The 16,183-nt window shown below is 58.9% G+C and carries 13 protein-coding genes, 1 tRNA gene and 2 rRNA genes (1 of these 16 cut by a window edge); 10 read left to right on the top strand and 6 right to left on the bottom strand.

The window, feature by feature from the left end; translation table 11 throughout:
* Window positions 1-15 precede the first annotated feature (15 nt).
* Together FFM81_RS04005 and FFM81_RS04000 are read left to right on the top strand one after the other, a co-directional pair.
* A complete protein-coding gene (locus tag FFM81_RS04005) occupies window positions 16-480 on the top strand; it encodes a hypothetical protein (RefSeq protein ID WP_025416949.1) in 465 nt (154 codons plus the stop codon).
* A gap of 6 nt (window positions 481-486) precedes the next feature.
* Complete coding sequence (locus FFM81_RS04000) at window positions 487-1,014, top strand: CYTH domain-containing protein (RefSeq protein ID WP_128398151.1); 528 nt, start codon at window positions 487-489, stop codon at window positions 1,012-1,014.
* 11 nt (window positions 1,015-1,025) lie between these two features.
* Here the strand turns inward: FFM81_RS04000 and FFM81_RS03995 are convergent, their stop codons facing one another.
* Genes FFM81_RS03995 through FFM81_RS03985 form a run of 3 tightly spaced genes read right to left on the bottom strand, consistent with a single transcriptional unit; the run spans window position 1,026 to window position 3,756 of the window.
* Entirely contained in the window at window positions 1,026-1,961 is a 936-nt protein-coding gene (locus tag FFM81_RS03995; RefSeq protein WP_138385011.1) for a DUF2950 family protein, read from the bottom strand.
* 44 nt (window positions 1,962-2,005) lie between these two features.
* Window positions 2,006-3,406 carry a DUF3300 domain-containing protein gene (locus FFM81_RS03990; protein ID WP_173883814.1) on the bottom strand — a complete coding sequence of 467 codons (1,401 nt, stop codon included), beginning with the start codon at window positions 3,404-3,406 and terminating at the stop codon, window positions 2,006-2,008.
* 44 nt (window positions 3,407-3,450) lie between these two features.
* Entirely contained in the window at window positions 3,451-3,756 is a 306-nt protein-coding gene (locus FFM81_RS03985) for a hypothetical protein (RefSeq protein ID WP_025416953.1), read from the bottom strand.
* Window positions 3,757-3,877: 121 nt separating this feature from the next.
* Between FFM81_RS03985 and FFM81_RS03980 the strand changes: the two genes are divergently transcribed.
* From FFM81_RS03980 to FFM81_RS03945, 8 genes are all read left to right on the top strand, one after another.
* Window positions 3,878-5,701, top strand: a complete 1,824-nt coding sequence (locus tag FFM81_RS03980; RefSeq protein ID WP_138384884.1) for a hypothetical protein — start codon at window positions 3,878-3,880, stop codon at window positions 5,699-5,701.
* A 143-nt stretch (window positions 5,702-5,844) separates the two neighbouring features.
* A complete protein-coding gene (locus tag FFM81_RS03975; protein WP_128398154.1) occupies window positions 5,845-6,186 on the top strand; it encodes a DUF3302 domain-containing protein in 342 nt (113 codons plus the stop codon).
* Window positions 6,186-7,343: an HlyD family secretion protein gene (locus FFM81_RS03970; protein WP_128398155.1), complete on the top strand. Its 1,158-nt coding sequence runs from the start codon at window positions 6,186-6,188 to the stop codon at window positions 7,341-7,343. The genes FFM81_RS03975 and FFM81_RS03970 overlap by 1 nt, the downstream gene beginning before the upstream one ends.
* Window positions 7,344-7,433: 90 nt before the next feature.
* On the top strand, window positions 7,434-9,146 hold the full coding sequence (locus tag FFM81_RS03965; protein ID WP_375164583.1) for a SulP family inorganic anion transporter: 1,713 nt from the start codon (window positions 7,434-7,436) through the stop codon (window positions 9,144-9,146).
* A gap of 12 nt (window positions 9,147-9,158) precedes the next feature.
* Entirely contained in the window at window positions 9,159-10,022 is an 864-nt protein-coding gene (ppk2, locus tag FFM81_RS03960) for a polyphosphate kinase 2 (RefSeq protein ID WP_003566185.1), read from the top strand.
* 41 nt (window positions 10,023-10,063) lie between these two features.
* Window positions 10,064-11,218, top strand: a complete 1,155-nt coding sequence (locus FFM81_RS03955) for an AI-2E family transporter (RefSeq protein WP_003566187.1) — start codon at window positions 10,064-10,066, stop codon at window positions 11,216-11,218.
* Entirely contained in the window at window positions 11,187-11,549 is a 363-nt protein-coding gene (locus FFM81_RS03950; RefSeq protein ID WP_157214758.1) for a hypothetical protein, read from the top strand. The genes FFM81_RS03955 and FFM81_RS03950 overlap by 32 nt, the downstream gene beginning before the upstream one ends.
* Complete coding sequence (locus FFM81_RS03945) at window positions 11,546-13,468, top strand: mechanosensitive ion channel family protein (RefSeq protein WP_138384883.1); 1,923 nt, start codon at window positions 11,546-11,548, stop codon at window positions 13,466-13,468. The genes FFM81_RS03950 and FFM81_RS03945 overlap by 4 nt, the downstream gene beginning before the upstream one ends.
* Before the next feature lie 112 nt (window positions 13,469-13,580).
* Here FFM81_RS03945 and FFM81_RS03940 read toward each other — a convergent pair.
* The 3 genes from FFM81_RS03940 to FFM81_RS03930 all read right to left on the bottom strand — a co-directional run.
* Window positions 13,581-13,657, bottom strand: a tRNA-Met gene (locus FFM81_RS03940).
* Between the two features lie 138 nt (window positions 13,658-13,795).
* A 5S ribosomal RNA gene (gene rrf, locus FFM81_RS03935) occupies window positions 13,796-13,910 on the bottom strand.
* A 186-nt stretch (window positions 13,911-14,096) separates the two neighbouring features.
* Window positions 14,097-16,183 (bottom strand): 23S ribosomal RNA (locus FFM81_RS03930) (it continues 713 nt past the right edge of the window).

The following is a 16,183-nucleotide window of genomic DNA, read 5'->3' as shown; positions in this document are numbered from 1 at the left end:
ATGGAGGGCAAAGCGATGACCGGACCTGCTGCTTCTACCCCGTCAATGACCAGTGCAGAAGAGCTGCGCAAACGCGCGCTCGAACTGCAGCTTCTCGAGATGGAACGCCAAGAGAAGATACAGGCGCGCGAAGCCAAAAAACACGCTGAATTCGTTGAAGACTTCTTCCGCAAGCATATTGGCGACGCCGAGCGCACGGTGATCAAACGCCTCGTGTCGAAGGCGGCTGCCGACGGCAAGTTCGAGGCGATGATCTACAGTTTCCCCTCGAGCTTTTGCTCCGATAGCGGCCGCGCAATCAACAACTTCTTGCCCGGGTGGCAGAACACCTTGCAAGGAAAGGCGAAGGAACTCTACGACCTGTTCGAAGAGATCGGCAGACCGCAGGGCTATGGCCTGAAGGCATTGGTCATCAATTTTCCGGGCGGCATTCCAGGGGATATCGGTCTTTTCCTCACCTGGGAAAAACCGGTGGAGTGAACCGGCATGAAGACCGTCGAGATCGAGCGTAAGTTTCTCGTGCGCAGCGACGCTTGGCGCGCCAGCGCGACAAGCGTACATGTGCTCCGGCAGGGCTATCTTGCGCGAGGCACTGCCAGCAGTCTGCGTATTCGCCTGATCGATGATCTGACGGCACAGCTGGCGGTGAAGTTCGGCAAACGCGGCCTTACGCGCGAGGAATTCGAGTACGACATTCCCCTCGCTGAAGCCAAGGAAATGCTGCTTCATGTCCGTGGCAAGGTGCTCGAAAAGACAAGGTACCAGGTTGTCCATCGGGGCGATGTCTGGGAGATCGACGTCTTCGGCGGCGCCTATCAGGGTCTGACCATTGCCGAAATCGAAATGGCCAGCGAGAAGGCAAGTCCATCTCTGCCCTCCTGGCTCGGTCGCGAAGTGACTGGAGACAAACGTTATTCCAACCGGGCGCTGGCATTCCATCGCCCGGCAATGTCGCCACCATACGGCCTTTCGGGGATGCCCGAGTCTACAGCGCCCCGCATGAATCAAATTTGACGCGACGCGCCTTACTCTTCAACCAGACTCCAGTCCGCACCAGGGTTGAACTCCTTGATCGCCGCCGCCAGTTGCTCGGTCTGATCACCCAGATCGCGCTGGTAGATGACACCCATATTGCTGACCATGAAAGTCTGCACGCCAGTGACCCTGTAGGCCACGGGCCAGGCGATCAGAGCAAAACCAGCCGTCATGTTGCCATTGACGATGAAGCTCTGCTTGCCACCGACGACATTGGACCCTTGGCCCGTCAGGATGCGATAGCGATAGCCGTAATAGCCTTCTCCCCGCTTCGCATTGCCGAAGGCTGCCGTCTCGACGAGGCCGCCGGCGGGGCTCTCCTCTTCGAATGCTCCCGGCTCCCAGTACAGGCCGTCCCGCGCGCCCGCCGTGCTGACGAGTTTCTGTGCGAACTCGTAAACGCCGTCGCCGTCGCGATCTTCCCGCGCATACTCATACTGGGCAATAAAGTAGTCGGTCATCGTCTGGATGGTCGCCAGTTCGTTCCTACCGACCCTGCGGTTGATGATTTCCTGAAGGCCGATTTGCGTGTCGAAAGCCCATTTGCCGTCCCCGTTGCGGCTCAGCGGGAAAGGCAAAGGCCACAGTTGATCGCCGATCGCGACGACCTTGCGATCGCCAAGGTCTTGAAGAATGATCTGCTTGCCGGCGCCCTCCCGTATCAAGGCATAGGCGATCGTGGCCTCATTGCTCGCCTTCAGCTTGGCGGCGCTAAGGCCCAACAGATTTGCCAAACCGTCAATTTCGCCGGAGGCCAAGACCTGCTTGAATTGATCAACTGCGAGTGAGGGACTATCGAAGGCGGGTGGGGTTCCGGCTGCAAACTCCTTAAGGTTGCTCTGCTCCTGCGCGAGGGAAATCTGCGGCGCCGTCAAGGAAACCGCCGCACCCAGCATCAATGAAATCAGTCTCGATTGTCGTGTCATCGGTTCACCCCATGGTTTGGCCTTCACGAAAACATTCGCCTAAGTCAGCGGCGGCCGCCGCCGCCACGGCCGCCACCACCGCCGCGCCCGCCGCCGCGCCCGCCACCACCATGCATGGGCGGGCGAGACCGTTGCTGCGTCGCCCGAGGTGCACCGCGCTGGCCACCACCCATGCTCTGGCCGCCGCGCTGAGAGTTCACGACCTCACGACGACCCGATTGAACATTCCCGAGCGCGCTCTGCTGGCGGCTCCGGTTATCGGCCTTGGCGGCCATCTTGGGCTTGCCGGATTTCGGTTTCGCCTTCGGTGAAGAACTGGCCTGACGGTTGCCTGCGTTTGCAGGACGGGTGTCGGCGCGTGGCGCGTTTGCACGTTTGGCCGTATCGCCCACCGACGTTTTCGGATTTGACTTCAGCCCCTGCGCGGTATTCTGTCGAACGTCCGCAGCTCGGGCCCCGGCATCGCCCCTCGCCTGGTTTCGCTCCCTCTGGAGGTTGCCCGCCTGGTTTTTGAGCTGGTTGCGGTTGTCCGTCTGGAGATTGGACCGGATCGCCGACCGATCGAGCTTGTTCAGCTGGTCCTTGCCGATACTCAGCTTGCTACGATCGACATTCTTCCAGTCGACATCGTTCAAATTCATTTTTCCGTTGAAATTGCGGTTGTTGAAGCAATTGTCGCAGTCGACGTCGACGTCGCCGTTCCAACGTCCGCCCCACACGCCCCAGTCGTCCCAATTGACGATCGCCGCCCAGGCGACGCCGGTCACGGCAGCAGCGAAGAAGCCGGCCCCCGGATAGTAGTAGTTGTCGTAGGAATCCGGATAATAGGAGACTGGCGCGTAATCATAGTTCGGCTCGTACAGCATTTCCGGCGGATATTGCGGAATATAGATCTTCTCCGGGTTCGTGGGCTGGATGATGACATTGTCGCCCTCGTTGACAATGGTGACCTTATCGTCCGTCTTGATGATGTTCTTCGCGATGGCTTCGTCGCGGAGCTGCTGTATCGCGATCAGGACATCCTTCTGCTGATTGGTCAGTGCATCTCCGAGCGACTGGGTCCACTCGAGATCGTCGCTCATCATCTTGACGACCTCCGGGTAGTTCAGCAGCGAAATCACACTTCCGTCCCATTCGCTTTTCGGCTCGAGGCTGGTGTTCTTTTTCTTGGTTTCCAGGAAGCGGGCCGCCTCGACGATCTGCAGGGGAAACAGCGACGCCGCCGAGATTGCCGCGACGAGATCGTCTGGGTAAAGCGCAATACGCGCCACGAGAACCTCGAGTTCGTCGTCGGAAAGCCCGGCCGCTTCCGCGTCCGGCGCCGGCACGGGTTCGGCCTTGGTGGCCGGCACGGGCGTCTGCGCATAAGTCCACGGCACGGGCGGCAGGGAAGAGATTGCTATGGCTGAAAAGCCGGCCAGCAGCCTGAAATATCTCGCTTTCATCACGCGTTCGTCTCCTGGATTGCAAGTGGTTGCGATAACGCTGGCTATGGCATCGGATCGGTGGAACGCCTCAGTGCCACGACCTTCGAACGGCGAATTGCATCTCCTATTTCCTCGACAAGGCCCTCGACCAGGCTGCCGTATTCCTGACGTCGTACCTCCCGAATGCTGCTGGGAAGCAAGTCTACTTTGGTGAGCGCCTCGATGGCTGCTGCGAGGTCCTGGCACATGCTGTGGAAATTCTCGTCCACGTCGAGAAGCCGTTGTGCGAGCGGAAGATGCTCGGGCAGGTGGAGCTCAAGCAGCGCAAGGATGGCCATTTTTTCTGGATTGCCTGCCCCCATATCCATCCCGCTCTTTGTCTTCGTGCAAAGCAGATGAATTAATATATTGCATCCAGCTTATTTAGAGATGTAACATACAAGAAGCTACGGCCGGGGGTATAGCGGCTGGCTTCATCGGGGGGCGACGATGCAAAGCGTGAGAGCAAACGGGTCGCCAGGTGCGGCAATTCCCACCACATCGGAAACACGAGAACAGCTTGATCGCATCAGATCCAGCCAGGAGTTCCACGCCCCTGACCGTGGGCGTCGGTTTCTTGACTATATTGTCGAAGAAACCCTCGCTGAACGGGGCACCTATCTAAAGGCCTATACAATCGCCCTGGAGGTGTTCGGCCGAGACGCCTCGTTCGATGCCCAGAACGATCCCGTCGTCAGGATCGAGGCCGGCCGCATACGCCGCGCTCTGGAACGATACTATCTGGTCGCGGGGCAATTCGATAAGGTCATCATTACCATCCCTAAAGGCGGGTATGTGCCTTGCTTCAGACACAGTGACGCCTGCCCTGCGACAGACCTCGGTCCACTGGCGGAGACGGGCGATAGTCCCGACCCTGTCTTGCAAACTGCCACGCCTTCGAAACCTGCGGATTTCTCACCCCGGAACGAGAGCACTGTTCAATCCTCCCCGGCGCCCCGGTCATTCTACCTGACGGCGGTTTCCCTGGGTCTGATGACGCTGATTATCGCCTTCGGCATTCCTTTTCTTTTCAGCCCTCAGACTCAATCGTCTACCTCCCCCGCGGATCGGCCAGATTTTCCCCAGGTCCTTGTGGAGCCATTCCAGGACCTTTCGGAAGCCGGCGTATCGGCAGGTATAGCCCGAGGATTGACGGACGAGGTCATTGGTCACCTGGCAAAATTCCGGGAAATTGTTGTGATTTCGAATCTGCCTGCGGCACTGCGCGGGCAGCCGCAGACGAAAGGATTGAAGGAACCGCGTTTTGCCTTGCAAGGTCGCGTGCGCGTAGAGGACAGCAGGCTGCGGCTGACCGCACGGTTCGTAAACCGTGATGATGGATCGGTGATCTGGGCCAACAGCTACAACAAGGACCTTCGCATACAGGACGTCTTGCAGGTTGAGGCCGACCTGGCCCAAGAGGTGGCGACCGCACTCGCCCCGCCATATGGCGTCATTTCCCAGAGCGACACCGCGACAACAAATCCATCCAATTCCGATGAGCGGGATGACTATGCCTGTACGCAGTCTTACTACAGCTACCGGGTCGACCTCAACCCGAAGGGCCATGCCGCGGTCCGGGCCTGCCTTCAACGAGCAACGGAGCGCAACCCGCGAAATTCGACTTATTGGGCCTTGCTGTCGATGACCTACCTCGATGAACTCCGCTTTCAATTCAGCCTTAATAGAGTGCCTGCCCTTTCCACTTTGAAATCTGCTGTGGAAACCGCGCGCCGCGCGGCCGACCTCGATCCGCAGAATGCCCGCGCCTTGCAGGCGCTGATGCTTGCCAACTTCTTTAACGGTGATGTCGAGGCCGCGTTGAGAGTGGGAGCTGCTGCCTATGAGCTAAACCCCACCGATACGGAGGTGGCCGGCGAATATGGCTTCCGCCTGGCACTTTCCGGCAAATGGGATACCGGCTGCGAATTGATGTCCAGAGCCGTCAACAAAAACCCCGGCCCGAAAGGATATTACGAAGTGGGTCTGGCCATGTGCGCCTATATGCGGGAGGACTACCAGGCAGCAGAACTATGGGTAAGGATGGCCGATCTGCGATACAATCCCATCCACCACCTCGTCCTGCTTGCGATCCTTGGCGCCGAGGGCAGGCTCGATGAAGCCCGCGAGGAGCAGGATTGGCTCAAGGCGAACGCACCGGCGTTGCTGACCAACATTCGCAGCGAGATCGCCATACGCTTGCCTCGCCCGGAGGATCAGCAACGGATCCTTGCGGGGCTGAATGCGGCCGGAGTTGCAATCACTTCACACTAGTCGGCCGAACTCGGGCGGCCCTGCCTTCTTCCATAGATGTTACGTGATGCTACACGCGCTCGGCTGCTAACGGCGTTACTATCTGCCTTCACTTGACGCCGAACGGTTCGGCCATATCAAGCCGAAAGCGGAAGGGGGGAGCCGTGTTTCTCGACTATTTTGCACTCGGGGTGTTGATTTTCACGCTCGTAACGCTCTTCTACGCCGTGATCGCCATCCACGACATTCCTCACATCATCGCGAAGAAACGCAATCACCCGCACCAGGACGCCATTCATATTGCCGGCTGGGTCAGCCTGTTCACCCTGCACGTCATATGGCCGTTCCTGTTCATCTGGGCCTCCCTCTACCGAGAGGACCGCGGTTGGGGAATCAAGCCCGACGGCAAGCTTCAGCATGAAGTGGAGGCGAACGCAGAAATCGCCCGCCTTCAGGCTCGGATCGCCGAACTGGAAGCCCAACCTCTGGAGAAGGAGAAAGCCTGATGGACCTGCTCCTAATCCTCACCTATGCCGCAATCTGCTGGACGGTCTTCAAAGTCTTCCGAATCCCGGTAAACCAATGGACGCTTTCAACCGCGGTCCTTGGCGGCATCTTCCTGATCTCAGCGCTGCTCCTCATCATGAGCTACAATCACCCCTATTCGGGCGACGGACGCATTTACTTTACTTCTGCGCCAGTCATTCCTGTTGTCGGCGGGCAGGTCGTGGAGGTCCCGGTCCAGCCCAATACGCCGTTGAAGAAGGACGACGTTCTCTTCCGCATCGATCCGCGCCCCTATCAGTTCGTCGTCGATCAGAAGAAAGCCGCTTTGGCGGAAGCCAAGCAGACTGTCCTTCAATTGAAATCTGCGCTCGATGCCGCGAACTCCGCGGTGAGCGGTGCCGAGGCATCCCGCGACCGTTCCCTGCAAAGCTTCGAGAAATTCCAGCAATCGAACGAGAACGCCAAATCGAGCGGCAAAGGCGCTGTCTTTTCCGAACTTGAAGTCGAGAACCGCCGAGGCATCTACCTGACCTCAGAAGCTGCGGTCGAGACCGCAAGGGCGCAGGCCATGCAAGCCAAGCTCGCTTATGAGTCCGAGATCAACGGCACCAATCCGACGGTCGCACGCTTGCAGGCCGAATTGGGCAATGCGGAATACGACCTCGACCAGACGACGGTTCGCGCCCCGAGCAACGGCTATGTGACACAGGTCTTTCTGCGGCCGGGAATGATGGCAAACCCGCTGCCCTTGCGACCGGTCATGGTCTTCATCAACAGCGAAGACCGGACGTTGGCTGCCGCCTTCATCCAGAATTCGCTGCAGCGCGTCCGGGTTGGCGATGCCGCGGAGGTCTCGTTCCGGGCAGTGCCCGGCAAGATTTTCAAGGCCCGGGTTCAGGGCATCATCGATGTGATGGCGCAGGGCCAGCTTCAGCCGACAGGAGCCCTGATCGATCCGCAGTCGCCCGAACGCGCCTCCCCGGGTCAAACGCTGGCCAGCATCGAGATCCTTGAAGATACCAGCAAATACCAGCTGCCGGGCGGCGTCGTCGCAGATGTCGCCGTCTACACCGAGCATTGGCATCACGTCGCCGTTCTCCGCAAGGTTCTTCTCAGGATGAGCAGCTGGATGAACTTCGTTTTCCTCGAGCATTGAGACGGATGGGCTGAGGCCCGGCTGGAATTTCGGGAGACGTCGAAGCACATCCAGGGGAGTAATACGGTGATCGGAAGTTTCGGCATACCGATGCTAAAGGGGCTGGAGGGCTTCAATCGAAACTGGCTTCGAAGCGACATCCCAGCCGGGCTGTCGATTGCCGCAGTCGGCCTGCCGAGCGCCATCGCCTATCCCGCGATCGCCGGCCTGCCTCCCGAGACGGGAATCTATGCGAGCATCGTCGCGCCGATCGCCTACGCCATTTTCGGGCCATCGCGCCTGCTGGTCGTCGGGCCGGATGCCGCAACCATGACCGTTCTCGCCGCCGCGATGGCAGCAATCATCGCAGCCGAGCCGGCCGCCGCGGGCGTGGACCGGATCGCGATAGCATCCGCCTTGGCGCTCGGCGTCGGGGTGTTCTGCCTCGCCGCCAGATTTCTGAGACTGGGGGTCGTCGCCAACTTTCTCTCCCGCCCAATTCTCGTCGGATTTTTTGCCGGCGTATCGCTGTCGATCCTCGTCGGCCAGATCAATCGTTTCACCGGGGTCAAGATCGAGTCCGACGGGCTCGTTCCGCCGATCCTCGAAATATTGCGCAAGAGCGCTTCTATCCACTGGCCGTCACTGATTTTTGGCCTGTCGATGTTCGCTTTATTGTGGGCGGTAAAGGCCGCACGTCTCAAGGTCCCTGGTCCTGTTCTGGTCGTTGTCGTCTCGGTGATCCTGTCTGCCGTCTTCGACTTCCAGGGACGCGGCATAGCCGTCGTCGGCGACATTCCTCGCGGCTTGCCGATGTTCTCGCTGCCTGCGCTTTACGAGATGCCGCTCGACAAGATCGTCCTTGGCTCCGCCGCCGTTTTCCTCGTCAGCTTTGGAGCGGGGATCGTCGCCGCCCGCAGTTTCGGCACGCGCGCCGGGCAGGAGGTGGACGCGAACCAGGAATTGATCGGCCTCGGGGCGGCAAATTTCGCCCCCGGCCTCTTTGGTTCGTTTCCGATCAGCGTCTCGGATTCGAGAACGGCAATCAATATGTCTGCAGGCGGCGTCTCGCAGGCGGCTGGACTTGTATCCGCGGCCACGTTGATCGCTGCCCTCGTCTTTCTGCACAGCGCCTTGCGGATATTACCGCTGCCGGCACTTGCCGCCATCCTGGCAATGGCGGCCATCGGCCTGATCGACGTCGGCGAACTGAAAAAAGTCTGGCGCATCAGCCGGATGGAGTTCGTCTTCGCATTGATCACCATGTGGGGCGCAATCAGCTTCGGTGTTCTCAACGGCGTCATTGTCGCGATTGCCGCAACCCTCGTCTATCTCCTGCGCAAGACCATGTATCCGCGCGACAGCCTTCTCGGCAGGATCGAAGGGCGGGAGGGCTTCTTTGATCTCGCCCGTTTTCCGCAGGCGCGCCCGCAAGAAGGTGTCGCGATATGCGTGATCCAGGGCAACATCCTGTTCTTCAACGCCGACTACGTGCGCACACGGCTGCAGACCATCGGTAAGGAGCTTACACGCGGGACCAGAGCCCTGTTGCTGGACGCGAGCGCCATCTCCCATGTCGACAGTACCGGCGCCGCGGCTCTCGATGCCGTCGCCGAAACACTCTCGAAACAGAACATCACCTTCGCGATAGCCGATCTCAACGAGGAAAGCAGGCAACTGCTCGACCGCGCCGGCGTGATCACGGCTATCGGCTCATCCAACATTTTCAACGACAAGGACGAGGCGGTGGCAGCCCTTGGATCGGCACGCGACGCAATTTTCGACAAGGCGGAAGAAACGAATGGCCCCGTCCTCGGGCCATGAACGGAGGGAGCTATGAACAAGGGTTATGACGCAAATCTGGAAGAGGCAGTGGCCGAGGCGAAACGGAACGACAAGGACAAGAGCAAGGGCAAGAAAAAGAAGAGGTCTTGGGACTACGAGAAAGAGATCCTTCGTCTGCAGGTGGAGATCGCTCATTTGCAGGCTTGGGTGAAGAAAGCAGGCGCCCGGATCGTCATCATCTTCGAAGGCCGCGATGCCGCCGGCAAGGGCGGAATGATCAAGCGCATTACCGAAAAGGTCAGTCCACGCGTCTTTCGCGTCATCGCGCTGCCCGCCCCGACCGACCGCGAGAAGTCGCAGATCTACATGCAGCGCTACATCAATTACCTGCCGGCCGCAGGTGAAGTCGTGATCTTCGACCGCAGCTGGTACAACAGGCCGGGAGTGGACCGGGTGATGGGCTTCACCAGCGAAAAGAAGGCCGAGCGTTTTCTCGAACTCGCTCCTCGCTTTGAGGCAGCGATCGTCGAAAGCGGCATCATTCTGCTCAAATACTTCCTGACCGTTAGCGAAGAGGAGCAGGAACGGCGCTTCAAGCGCCGGATCGACGATCCGCTTCGGCAGTGGAAACTGAGCCCGATGGATGTCGAATCCTATCAGCGCTGGTGGGATTATACGCGGGCCTACGATGCGATGCTGCGGATGACCGACAGCAATCACGCGCCGTGGTGGATCGTTCCGTCGGATGACAAAAAACAAGCGCGCATAAACTGCATCTCCCACATTCTGCAGTCGATACCTTATGAGCGCGTCAAGTTCGAGGCGCCGGATCTCGGCAAGCGGCAGAAGCGCCCGGGCGGATATGTCGAAGATCAGACCATTCGGCATGTCGTTCCCGACGTAACCGCGCGCTGAATGGCGGACCGATCGACGGCAAACCAGACGGGCTGACCATTATGAATCTCGAGCAGACACGGGGCGAGGCATTGAAGCCCGTAGACATCATGCAGACTTCGATCGAGACGCGGGTCAGCGATCTCGTGCGGCTGGGGATAATCGCACTTTTCGCCTACTGGTCCTTCCGTCTGGTCGCTCCGTTCGCACTGATCGTCATCTGGTCGGCGATCCTGGCTATAGCATTGTTTCCTTTGCACGAGATGCTTGCGCGCGCTCTTGGAAACCGTCCGGCCATTTCGGCAACGACCATCGTCGTCGCCTGTCTGGTCCTCGTCATCGCACCCTTATCGCTTGTTGCCGTCAATTTTGCTGATGCGGCACAAGATCTCATCGCAAGATTAAGGACGGACAGCTTTGCCTTGCCCTCTGCTCCTCAGAGCATTCGGGAGTGGCCCGTCGTCGGTGAACGGGTCTATGCCGCCTGGAACCAGATCGCCAGCAACCTCGCCGCATCGATTACGAAGTTTCAGGCGCCTCTGCGCGAGATCGCCGGCGTCGTCGTCACCAAACTCGCCTCGATCGGCGCTGGCCTCCTGGGCTTCATCGTCTCCGTTGTTCTGTCCGGCTTCCTGATGGCAACAGGCGAACGACTGAGCTCGATCGTGTCAGCGCTTGCCAACAGAGTTGCCGGCGACAGGGGCGTTGGTTTCGCCAAGCTTGCGGCCACCACCGTGCGCAACGTCTCACGCGGTGTGATTGGCGTTGCCTTCCTGCAAACCCTGTTATGTGGGCTCTGCTTCGTCATCTTTGATCTGCCGGCAAGAGGCGCGTTAACCTTTGCGGTCTTTATCCTGTGCATCATGCAAATCGGCCCTGGCCTCGTCCTGATTCCCGCGATCATCTGGGCCTGGTTTTCTTGGCCGGTTTCGACGTCCCTGGCATTTACTCTCATCGCAACACCCATCACGCTTCTGGACAACGTGCTCAAACCTCTTCTCATGGCGCGAGGCCTGACGACACCCATGCCGGTGATCCTTATCGGCGTCATCGGGGGCACGCTGTCCTATGGCTTGCTTGGGCTTTTCCTCGGCCCGATCGTCCTCAGCGTATTTTATGAACTGCTGCGAACATGGGCTTGGCCCGCGCCACAAAGCGACAGCCCGACAGGCGGGGTCGAAGGCGATGGCATCGTCGATCGGAGCGATACCTGCTGAAGTTTCCGAAGCTGAAGTGAGGAGAAAACATGTCGAAAGCTTCGACCCACTGGAGCGACAAAGCGCTGATAATTGTGCTGCGGATGCTCTTGATCTTCGCCGTGATTGGGGCGTTTTCAGTCCTGATCAAATTCATTCGGGCATTCCTGTGATCATCTCAATTGCTCTCCCGCATGGCCCTGTTCTTCTCAGCTCCGTCGACAAGCGTGTGACGATAACCACCTTCGGCGAAGCGCAATATACTGTCCGCCGCGGCAGGCGCCGCAAACCGCTCCGGCCGACCTTGCCCAAGACCCACTTCAAGCTTCCGTTTCGAAGGACCGCAGAATGAGATGGATCGCGGCAATATCGCTTTTTCTTGCCCTTGCGATCAATGCGCAAGCGCAGACGCCCGCCACGCCGGGGCAGCAGAAGATCGATGAGCTCATCCGATTGCTCCAGGATCCCGAGGTGCAGTCCCTGCTCGAAGCTCGAAAATCTCAGCCTGCTTCGGCACCGCCCGAGGAAATGTTGTTTGCGTGGAAAGCCGCTATGCGAGCGCGCTTCGACGCGACGCTGGCTGCCCTTCCTCGCATACCGGCAGAGGTCGGGGCGGCCGCAACGCGAACGAGACAAGACGCACTCTCCGCAGGATATGCGCCTGTTTTCCTGATCCTGCTGTGCCTCCTGGCCGCGGGTGCGATCGCCGAGAGGCTCTATCTCCGGGCACGGGCCGGGGCCGCGTCGTTGACGGTCAGGCTTCTGTCCCTGGCGGTGTTCACCTTCTCGATGGGGCTGATCTTCTTTACGCTGCGGTGGCCGCCACTCACCGAGGCGACTTTGATGCTCGCCCTCACCGGCATCATCGCCTTTCGCGCAGCGGCGATCGCTATCGACTTCGCCGTCGCCCGCCCTGAAATCCGGATACGAATCCGGCTTTTCCTCGGGGTGCTTTTCGTCGCGATCGTGAGCGCCATGCTCGGAAAGCCGATCGGTATCGATCCGGCCGTGTCACGTGCCATGTCCTGGTGTTTTTCGCTCGTCCTCGTGATCCTTGCAATCGAAGGCGTCGTGTCGGGAGTGGCCTTGAGCCTCAAGGCGAGGCTGGCTGTCGTCGTCTCCGTTCTGATCCTCTGGGTGCTATGGTCGGTCGGCCTCACCGGGCTATTCCTGATCGGCGTCTACCTGCTCCTTCTGCCGCCGCTGCTGAAGGTCGTCGGCAACGCCGCCGAGACTGCTAGTTCGGCCGAGCCGCGAAGCGTTCGGCAGGTCCTCTTTGTGCGCGGAAGCCGCGCGATCGTGCTTCTGCTTGCGGTGGCCTCGCTTGCTGCCGTCTCGAGAGCGAGCACGACGTCCCTTATCGCAGGCAATCCCGCTGCGCAGGCAATCGCATATGGTCTCCTGAAGAGCATGATTGTCCTGCTCCTCGCCGACCTGGTCTGGCACCTTTCAAGGGCGTGGATCGATCGGATGCTGGTTTCGGCACCTGAAGGCGCCGCACCCTCCCCTGCCGAGAGCGCCCGCCGCGCGCGCGTGCGCACGCTGCTTCCGATCTTCCGCAACATGTTGGCCGTATTGGTCGCGGTGATGGCGGCACTGATCGTTCTTGCGCAGCTCGGCGTCGAAATCGGGCCGCTCATCGCCGGCGCCGGGATATTCGGTGTGGCGCTGGGTTTCGGGTCGCAGACCCTCGTCAAGGACGTCATCAGCGGCGTCTTCTATATGCTCGACGACGCCTTCAGGGTCGGCGAATATATCCAGAGCGGCAGCTACAAGGGCACGGTCGAAGGGTTCAGTCTCCGCTCCGTCCGCCTTCGTCACCATCGCGGCCCAGTCTTTACCGTGCCTTTCGGCGCACTTGGCGCGGTGGAGAATATGAGCCGCGACTGGGTGATCGACAAGTTCAGGATATCGGTCGGATTCGACACCGACATCAACAAGGCGCGCAAGATCGCCAAGGCGATCGGCGCCGAACTGCAGGCAGATCCCGAGGTCGGCCCGATGTTCATAGAACCGCTCAAGATGAAGGGGGTCGAAGAATTCGGCGACTACGGCATCGTGCTGAGTTTCGCGATGACGACGGTTCCCGGCCAGCAGACCTACATCCGCCGCAAGGCCTATTTGATGATCCGGGAGGCATTCAAGGCTGCCGGTATCGCATTCGCAACGCCGAGTGTGCAGATCGGAGGCGATGACAAAACCGCAGCAGCGGCCGCAATGCTTGCCACACGGGACCGCCAGGAAAGGAGCGCCACCGGAACGGAGGGCTGAGGCCCACCCGGCCGGCCATCAGTTTTACGACCCCCGATGCGAAATTGGGATTTTTGCGCCCAGAAACACAAAAAGCCCCTTGCGGGGCTTTTGGGGGATACAAAGGGAAAGTTGGTTGCGGGGGCAGGATTTGAACCTGCGGCCTTCAGGTTATGAGCCTGACGAGCTACCGGGCTGCTCCACCCCGCGGTACCAGGTTTTTGCCGAGAGGCAAATACCGACTGCACTGCATTATAACACGAAAGGCCGCTTTGTGAGCGGCCCTTTGTTCGGCTTTGGGCCGTTTTTGTGATGAGAAGATTGATTTCATGAAGTTGCGATTTGCAGACCTGGCAGCGACCTACTCTCCCGCGTCTTAAGACGAAGTACCATGGGCGCAGGGGCGTTTCACGGCCGTGTTCGGAAAGGGAACGGGTGCAGCCACCCCGCCATAACCACCAGGTCGGCAAAGCGCAACTTAATTGTTTGAGAAGCTGGTGCAGGCCGAAGGCCTGCTTATTTAAACACGTCAAAGGCTCAAACCGGACAAACACTTGCGTGTTTGCCGGGCCCGTCGCAAAGGCTGACGCCTTCGCTCTGTCGGGAGGAATGCGATGCATTCGCCCTGAGATGAGCATAGTCAATGAGAACGATCAAGCCGATCGAGCTATTAGTACCGGTAAGCTTCATGCGTTGCCGCACTTCCACACCCGGCCTATCAACGTGGTCGTCTTCCACGGCTCTGATAGGGAATACTCGTTTTCAGGTGGGTTTCCCGCTTAGATGCCTTCAGCGGTTATCCCGTCCATATATAGCTACCCTGCTATGCCCTTGGCAGGACAACAGGTCCACCAGAGATATGTCCATCCCGGTCCTCTCGTACTAGGGACAGATCCTGTCAATATTCCTACACCCACGGCAGATAGGGACCGAACTGTCTCACGACGTTCTGAACCCAGCTCACGTACCGCTTTAATTGGCGAACAGCCAAACCCTTGGGACCTGCTCCAGCCCCAGGATGCGATGAGCCGACATCGAGGTGCCAAACAACCCCGTCGATATGGACTCTTGGGGGTCATCAGCCTGTTATCCCCGGCGTACCTTTTATCCGTTGAGCGATGGCCCTTCCACGCGGGACCACCGGATCACTATGACCGACTTTCGTCTCTGCTCGACTTGTCAGTCTCGCAGTCAGGCGGGCTTATGCCATTGCACTCGACGACCGATTTCCGACCGGTCTGAGCCCACCATCGCGCGCCTCCGTTACTCTTTCGGAGGCGACCGCCCCAGTCAAACTACCCACCATACACTGTCCCGGACCCGGATGACGGGCCGCGGTTAGACATCCATGACGATAAGGGTGGTATTTCAAGGATGGCTCCACGGAAACTGGCGTCCCCGCTTCAAAGCCTACCACCTATCCTACACATGCCGACACGAATGCCAGTGTAAAGCTATAGTAAAGGTGCACGGGGTCTTTCCGTCTGACCGCAGGAACCCCGCATCTTCACGGGGAATTCAATTTCACTGAGTCTATGTTGGAGACAGCGGGGAAGTCGTTACGCCATTCGTGCAGGTCGGAACTTACCCGACAAGGAATTTCGCTACCTTAGGACCGTTATAGTTACGGCCGCCGTTTACTGGGGCTTCGATTCAAAGCTTGCACCTCTCCTCTTAACCTTCCAGCACCGGGCAGGCGTCAGACCCTATACGTCGTCTTGCGACTTCGCAGAGCCCTGTGTTTTTGATAAACAGTCGCTACCCCCTGGTCTGTGCCACCCCACAAGAGTTGCCTCATATGGGGTCACGCTTCTTCCGAAGTTACGCGTGCAATTTGCCGAGTTCCTTCAACATAGTTCTCTCAAGCGCCTTGGTATACTCTACCTGACCACCTGTGTCGGTTTCGGGTACGGTCTATACGGTGGAGCTATTTCCTGGAACCGCTCCGCTGCCCTGATAATCCAATAAACCAGAACAACTTGTGCAATCCGTCACTACCACCAGGCCCACGAATATTAACGTGGTTCCCATCGACTACGCATTTCTGCCTCGCCTTAGGGGCCGGCTAACCCTGCTCAGATTAACTTTAAGCAGGAACCCTTGGTCTTTCGGCGAGAGGGTCTCTCACCCTCTTTATCGTTACTCATGTCAACATTCGCACTTCCGATACCTCCAGGAGCCCTCACAGGTCTCCCTTCATCAGCTTACGGAACGCTCCGCTACCACGTGTATTGCTACACATCCTCAGCTTCGGTGCATGGCTTCAGCCCCGTTACATTTTCGGCGCAAAGACCCTTATTTAGACCAGTGAGCTGTTACGCTTTCTTTAAATGATGGCTGCTTCTAAGCCAACATCCTGGTTGTTTTGGGATCCTCACATCCTTTCCCACTTAGCCATGACTTGGGGACCTTAGCTGGAGGTTAGGGTTGTTGCCCTTTTCACGACGGACGTTAGCACCCGCCGTGTGTCTGCCGAGTAGTACTCCCCGGTATTCGGAGTTTGGTTAGGATCAGTAAGACGGTGAGTCCCCATAGCCCATCCAGTGCTCTACCCCCGGGGGTATTCGCTCGACGCTCTACCTAAATAGATTTCGCGGAGAACCAGCTATTTCCGAGTTTGATTGGCCTTTCACCCCTAGCCACAAGTCATCCCAATCTATTGCAACAGATGCGGGTTCGGTCCTCCAGTTGGTGTTACCCAACCTTCAACCTGCTCATGGCTAGATCACTCGGTTT

It is taken from the genome of Rhizobium hidalgonense, assembly GCF_005862185.2.
GTDB classification, from domain to species: domain Bacteria; phylum Pseudomonadota; class Alphaproteobacteria; order Rhizobiales; family Rhizobiaceae; genus Rhizobium; species Rhizobium hidalgonense.
This window is presented reverse-complemented; position numbering and strand designations above follow the sequence as displayed.

Excerpts from the sequence above, each read along its gene's own strand:
- FFM81_RS03970 (WP_128398155.1), top strand. The coding sequence starts at position 6,186 with ATGGACCTGCTCCTAATCCTCACCTATGCCGCAATCTGCTGGACGGTC.
- ppk2 (WP_003566185.1), top strand. The coding sequence starts at position 9,159 with ATGAACAAGGGTTATGACGCAAATCTGGAAGAGGCAGTGGCCGAGGCG.
- FFM81_RS04005 (WP_025416949.1), top strand. The coding sequence starts at position 16 with ATGACCGGACCTGCTGCTTCTACCCCGTCAATGACCAGTGCAGAAGAG.
- FFM81_RS03980 (WP_138384884.1), top strand. The coding sequence starts at position 3,878 with ATGCAAAGCGTGAGAGCAAACGGGTCGCCAGGTGCGGCAATTCCCACC.
- FFM81_RS03955 (WP_003566187.1), top strand. The coding sequence starts at position 10,064 with ATGAATCTCGAGCAGACACGGGGCGAGGCATTGAAGCCCGTAGACATC.
- FFM81_RS03990 (WP_173883814.1), bottom strand. The coding sequence starts at position 3,406 with ATGAAAGCGAGATATTTCAGGCTGCTGGCCGGCTTTTCAGCCATAGCA.
- FFM81_RS03945 (WP_138384883.1), top strand. The coding sequence starts at position 11,546 with ATGAGATGGATCGCGGCAATATCGCTTTTTCTTGCCCTTGCGATCAAT.
- FFM81_RS04000 (WP_128398151.1), top strand. The coding sequence starts at position 487 with ATGAAGACCGTCGAGATCGAGCGTAAGTTTCTCGTGCGCAGCGACGCT.
- FFM81_RS03995 (WP_138385011.1), bottom strand. The coding sequence starts at position 1,961 with ATGACACGACAATCGAGACTGATTTCATTGATGCTGGGTGCGGCGGTT.
- FFM81_RS03985 (WP_025416953.1), bottom strand. The coding sequence starts at position 3,756 with ATGGATATGGGGGCAGGCAATCCAGAAAAAATGGCCATCCTTGCGCTG.
- FFM81_RS03950 (WP_157214758.1), top strand. The coding sequence starts at position 11,187 with ATGGCATCGTCGATCGGAGCGATACCTGCTGAAGTTTCCGAAGCTGAA.
- FFM81_RS03965 (WP_375164583.1), top strand. The coding sequence starts at position 7,434 with ATGCTAAAGGGGCTGGAGGGCTTCAATCGAAACTGGCTTCGAAGCGAC.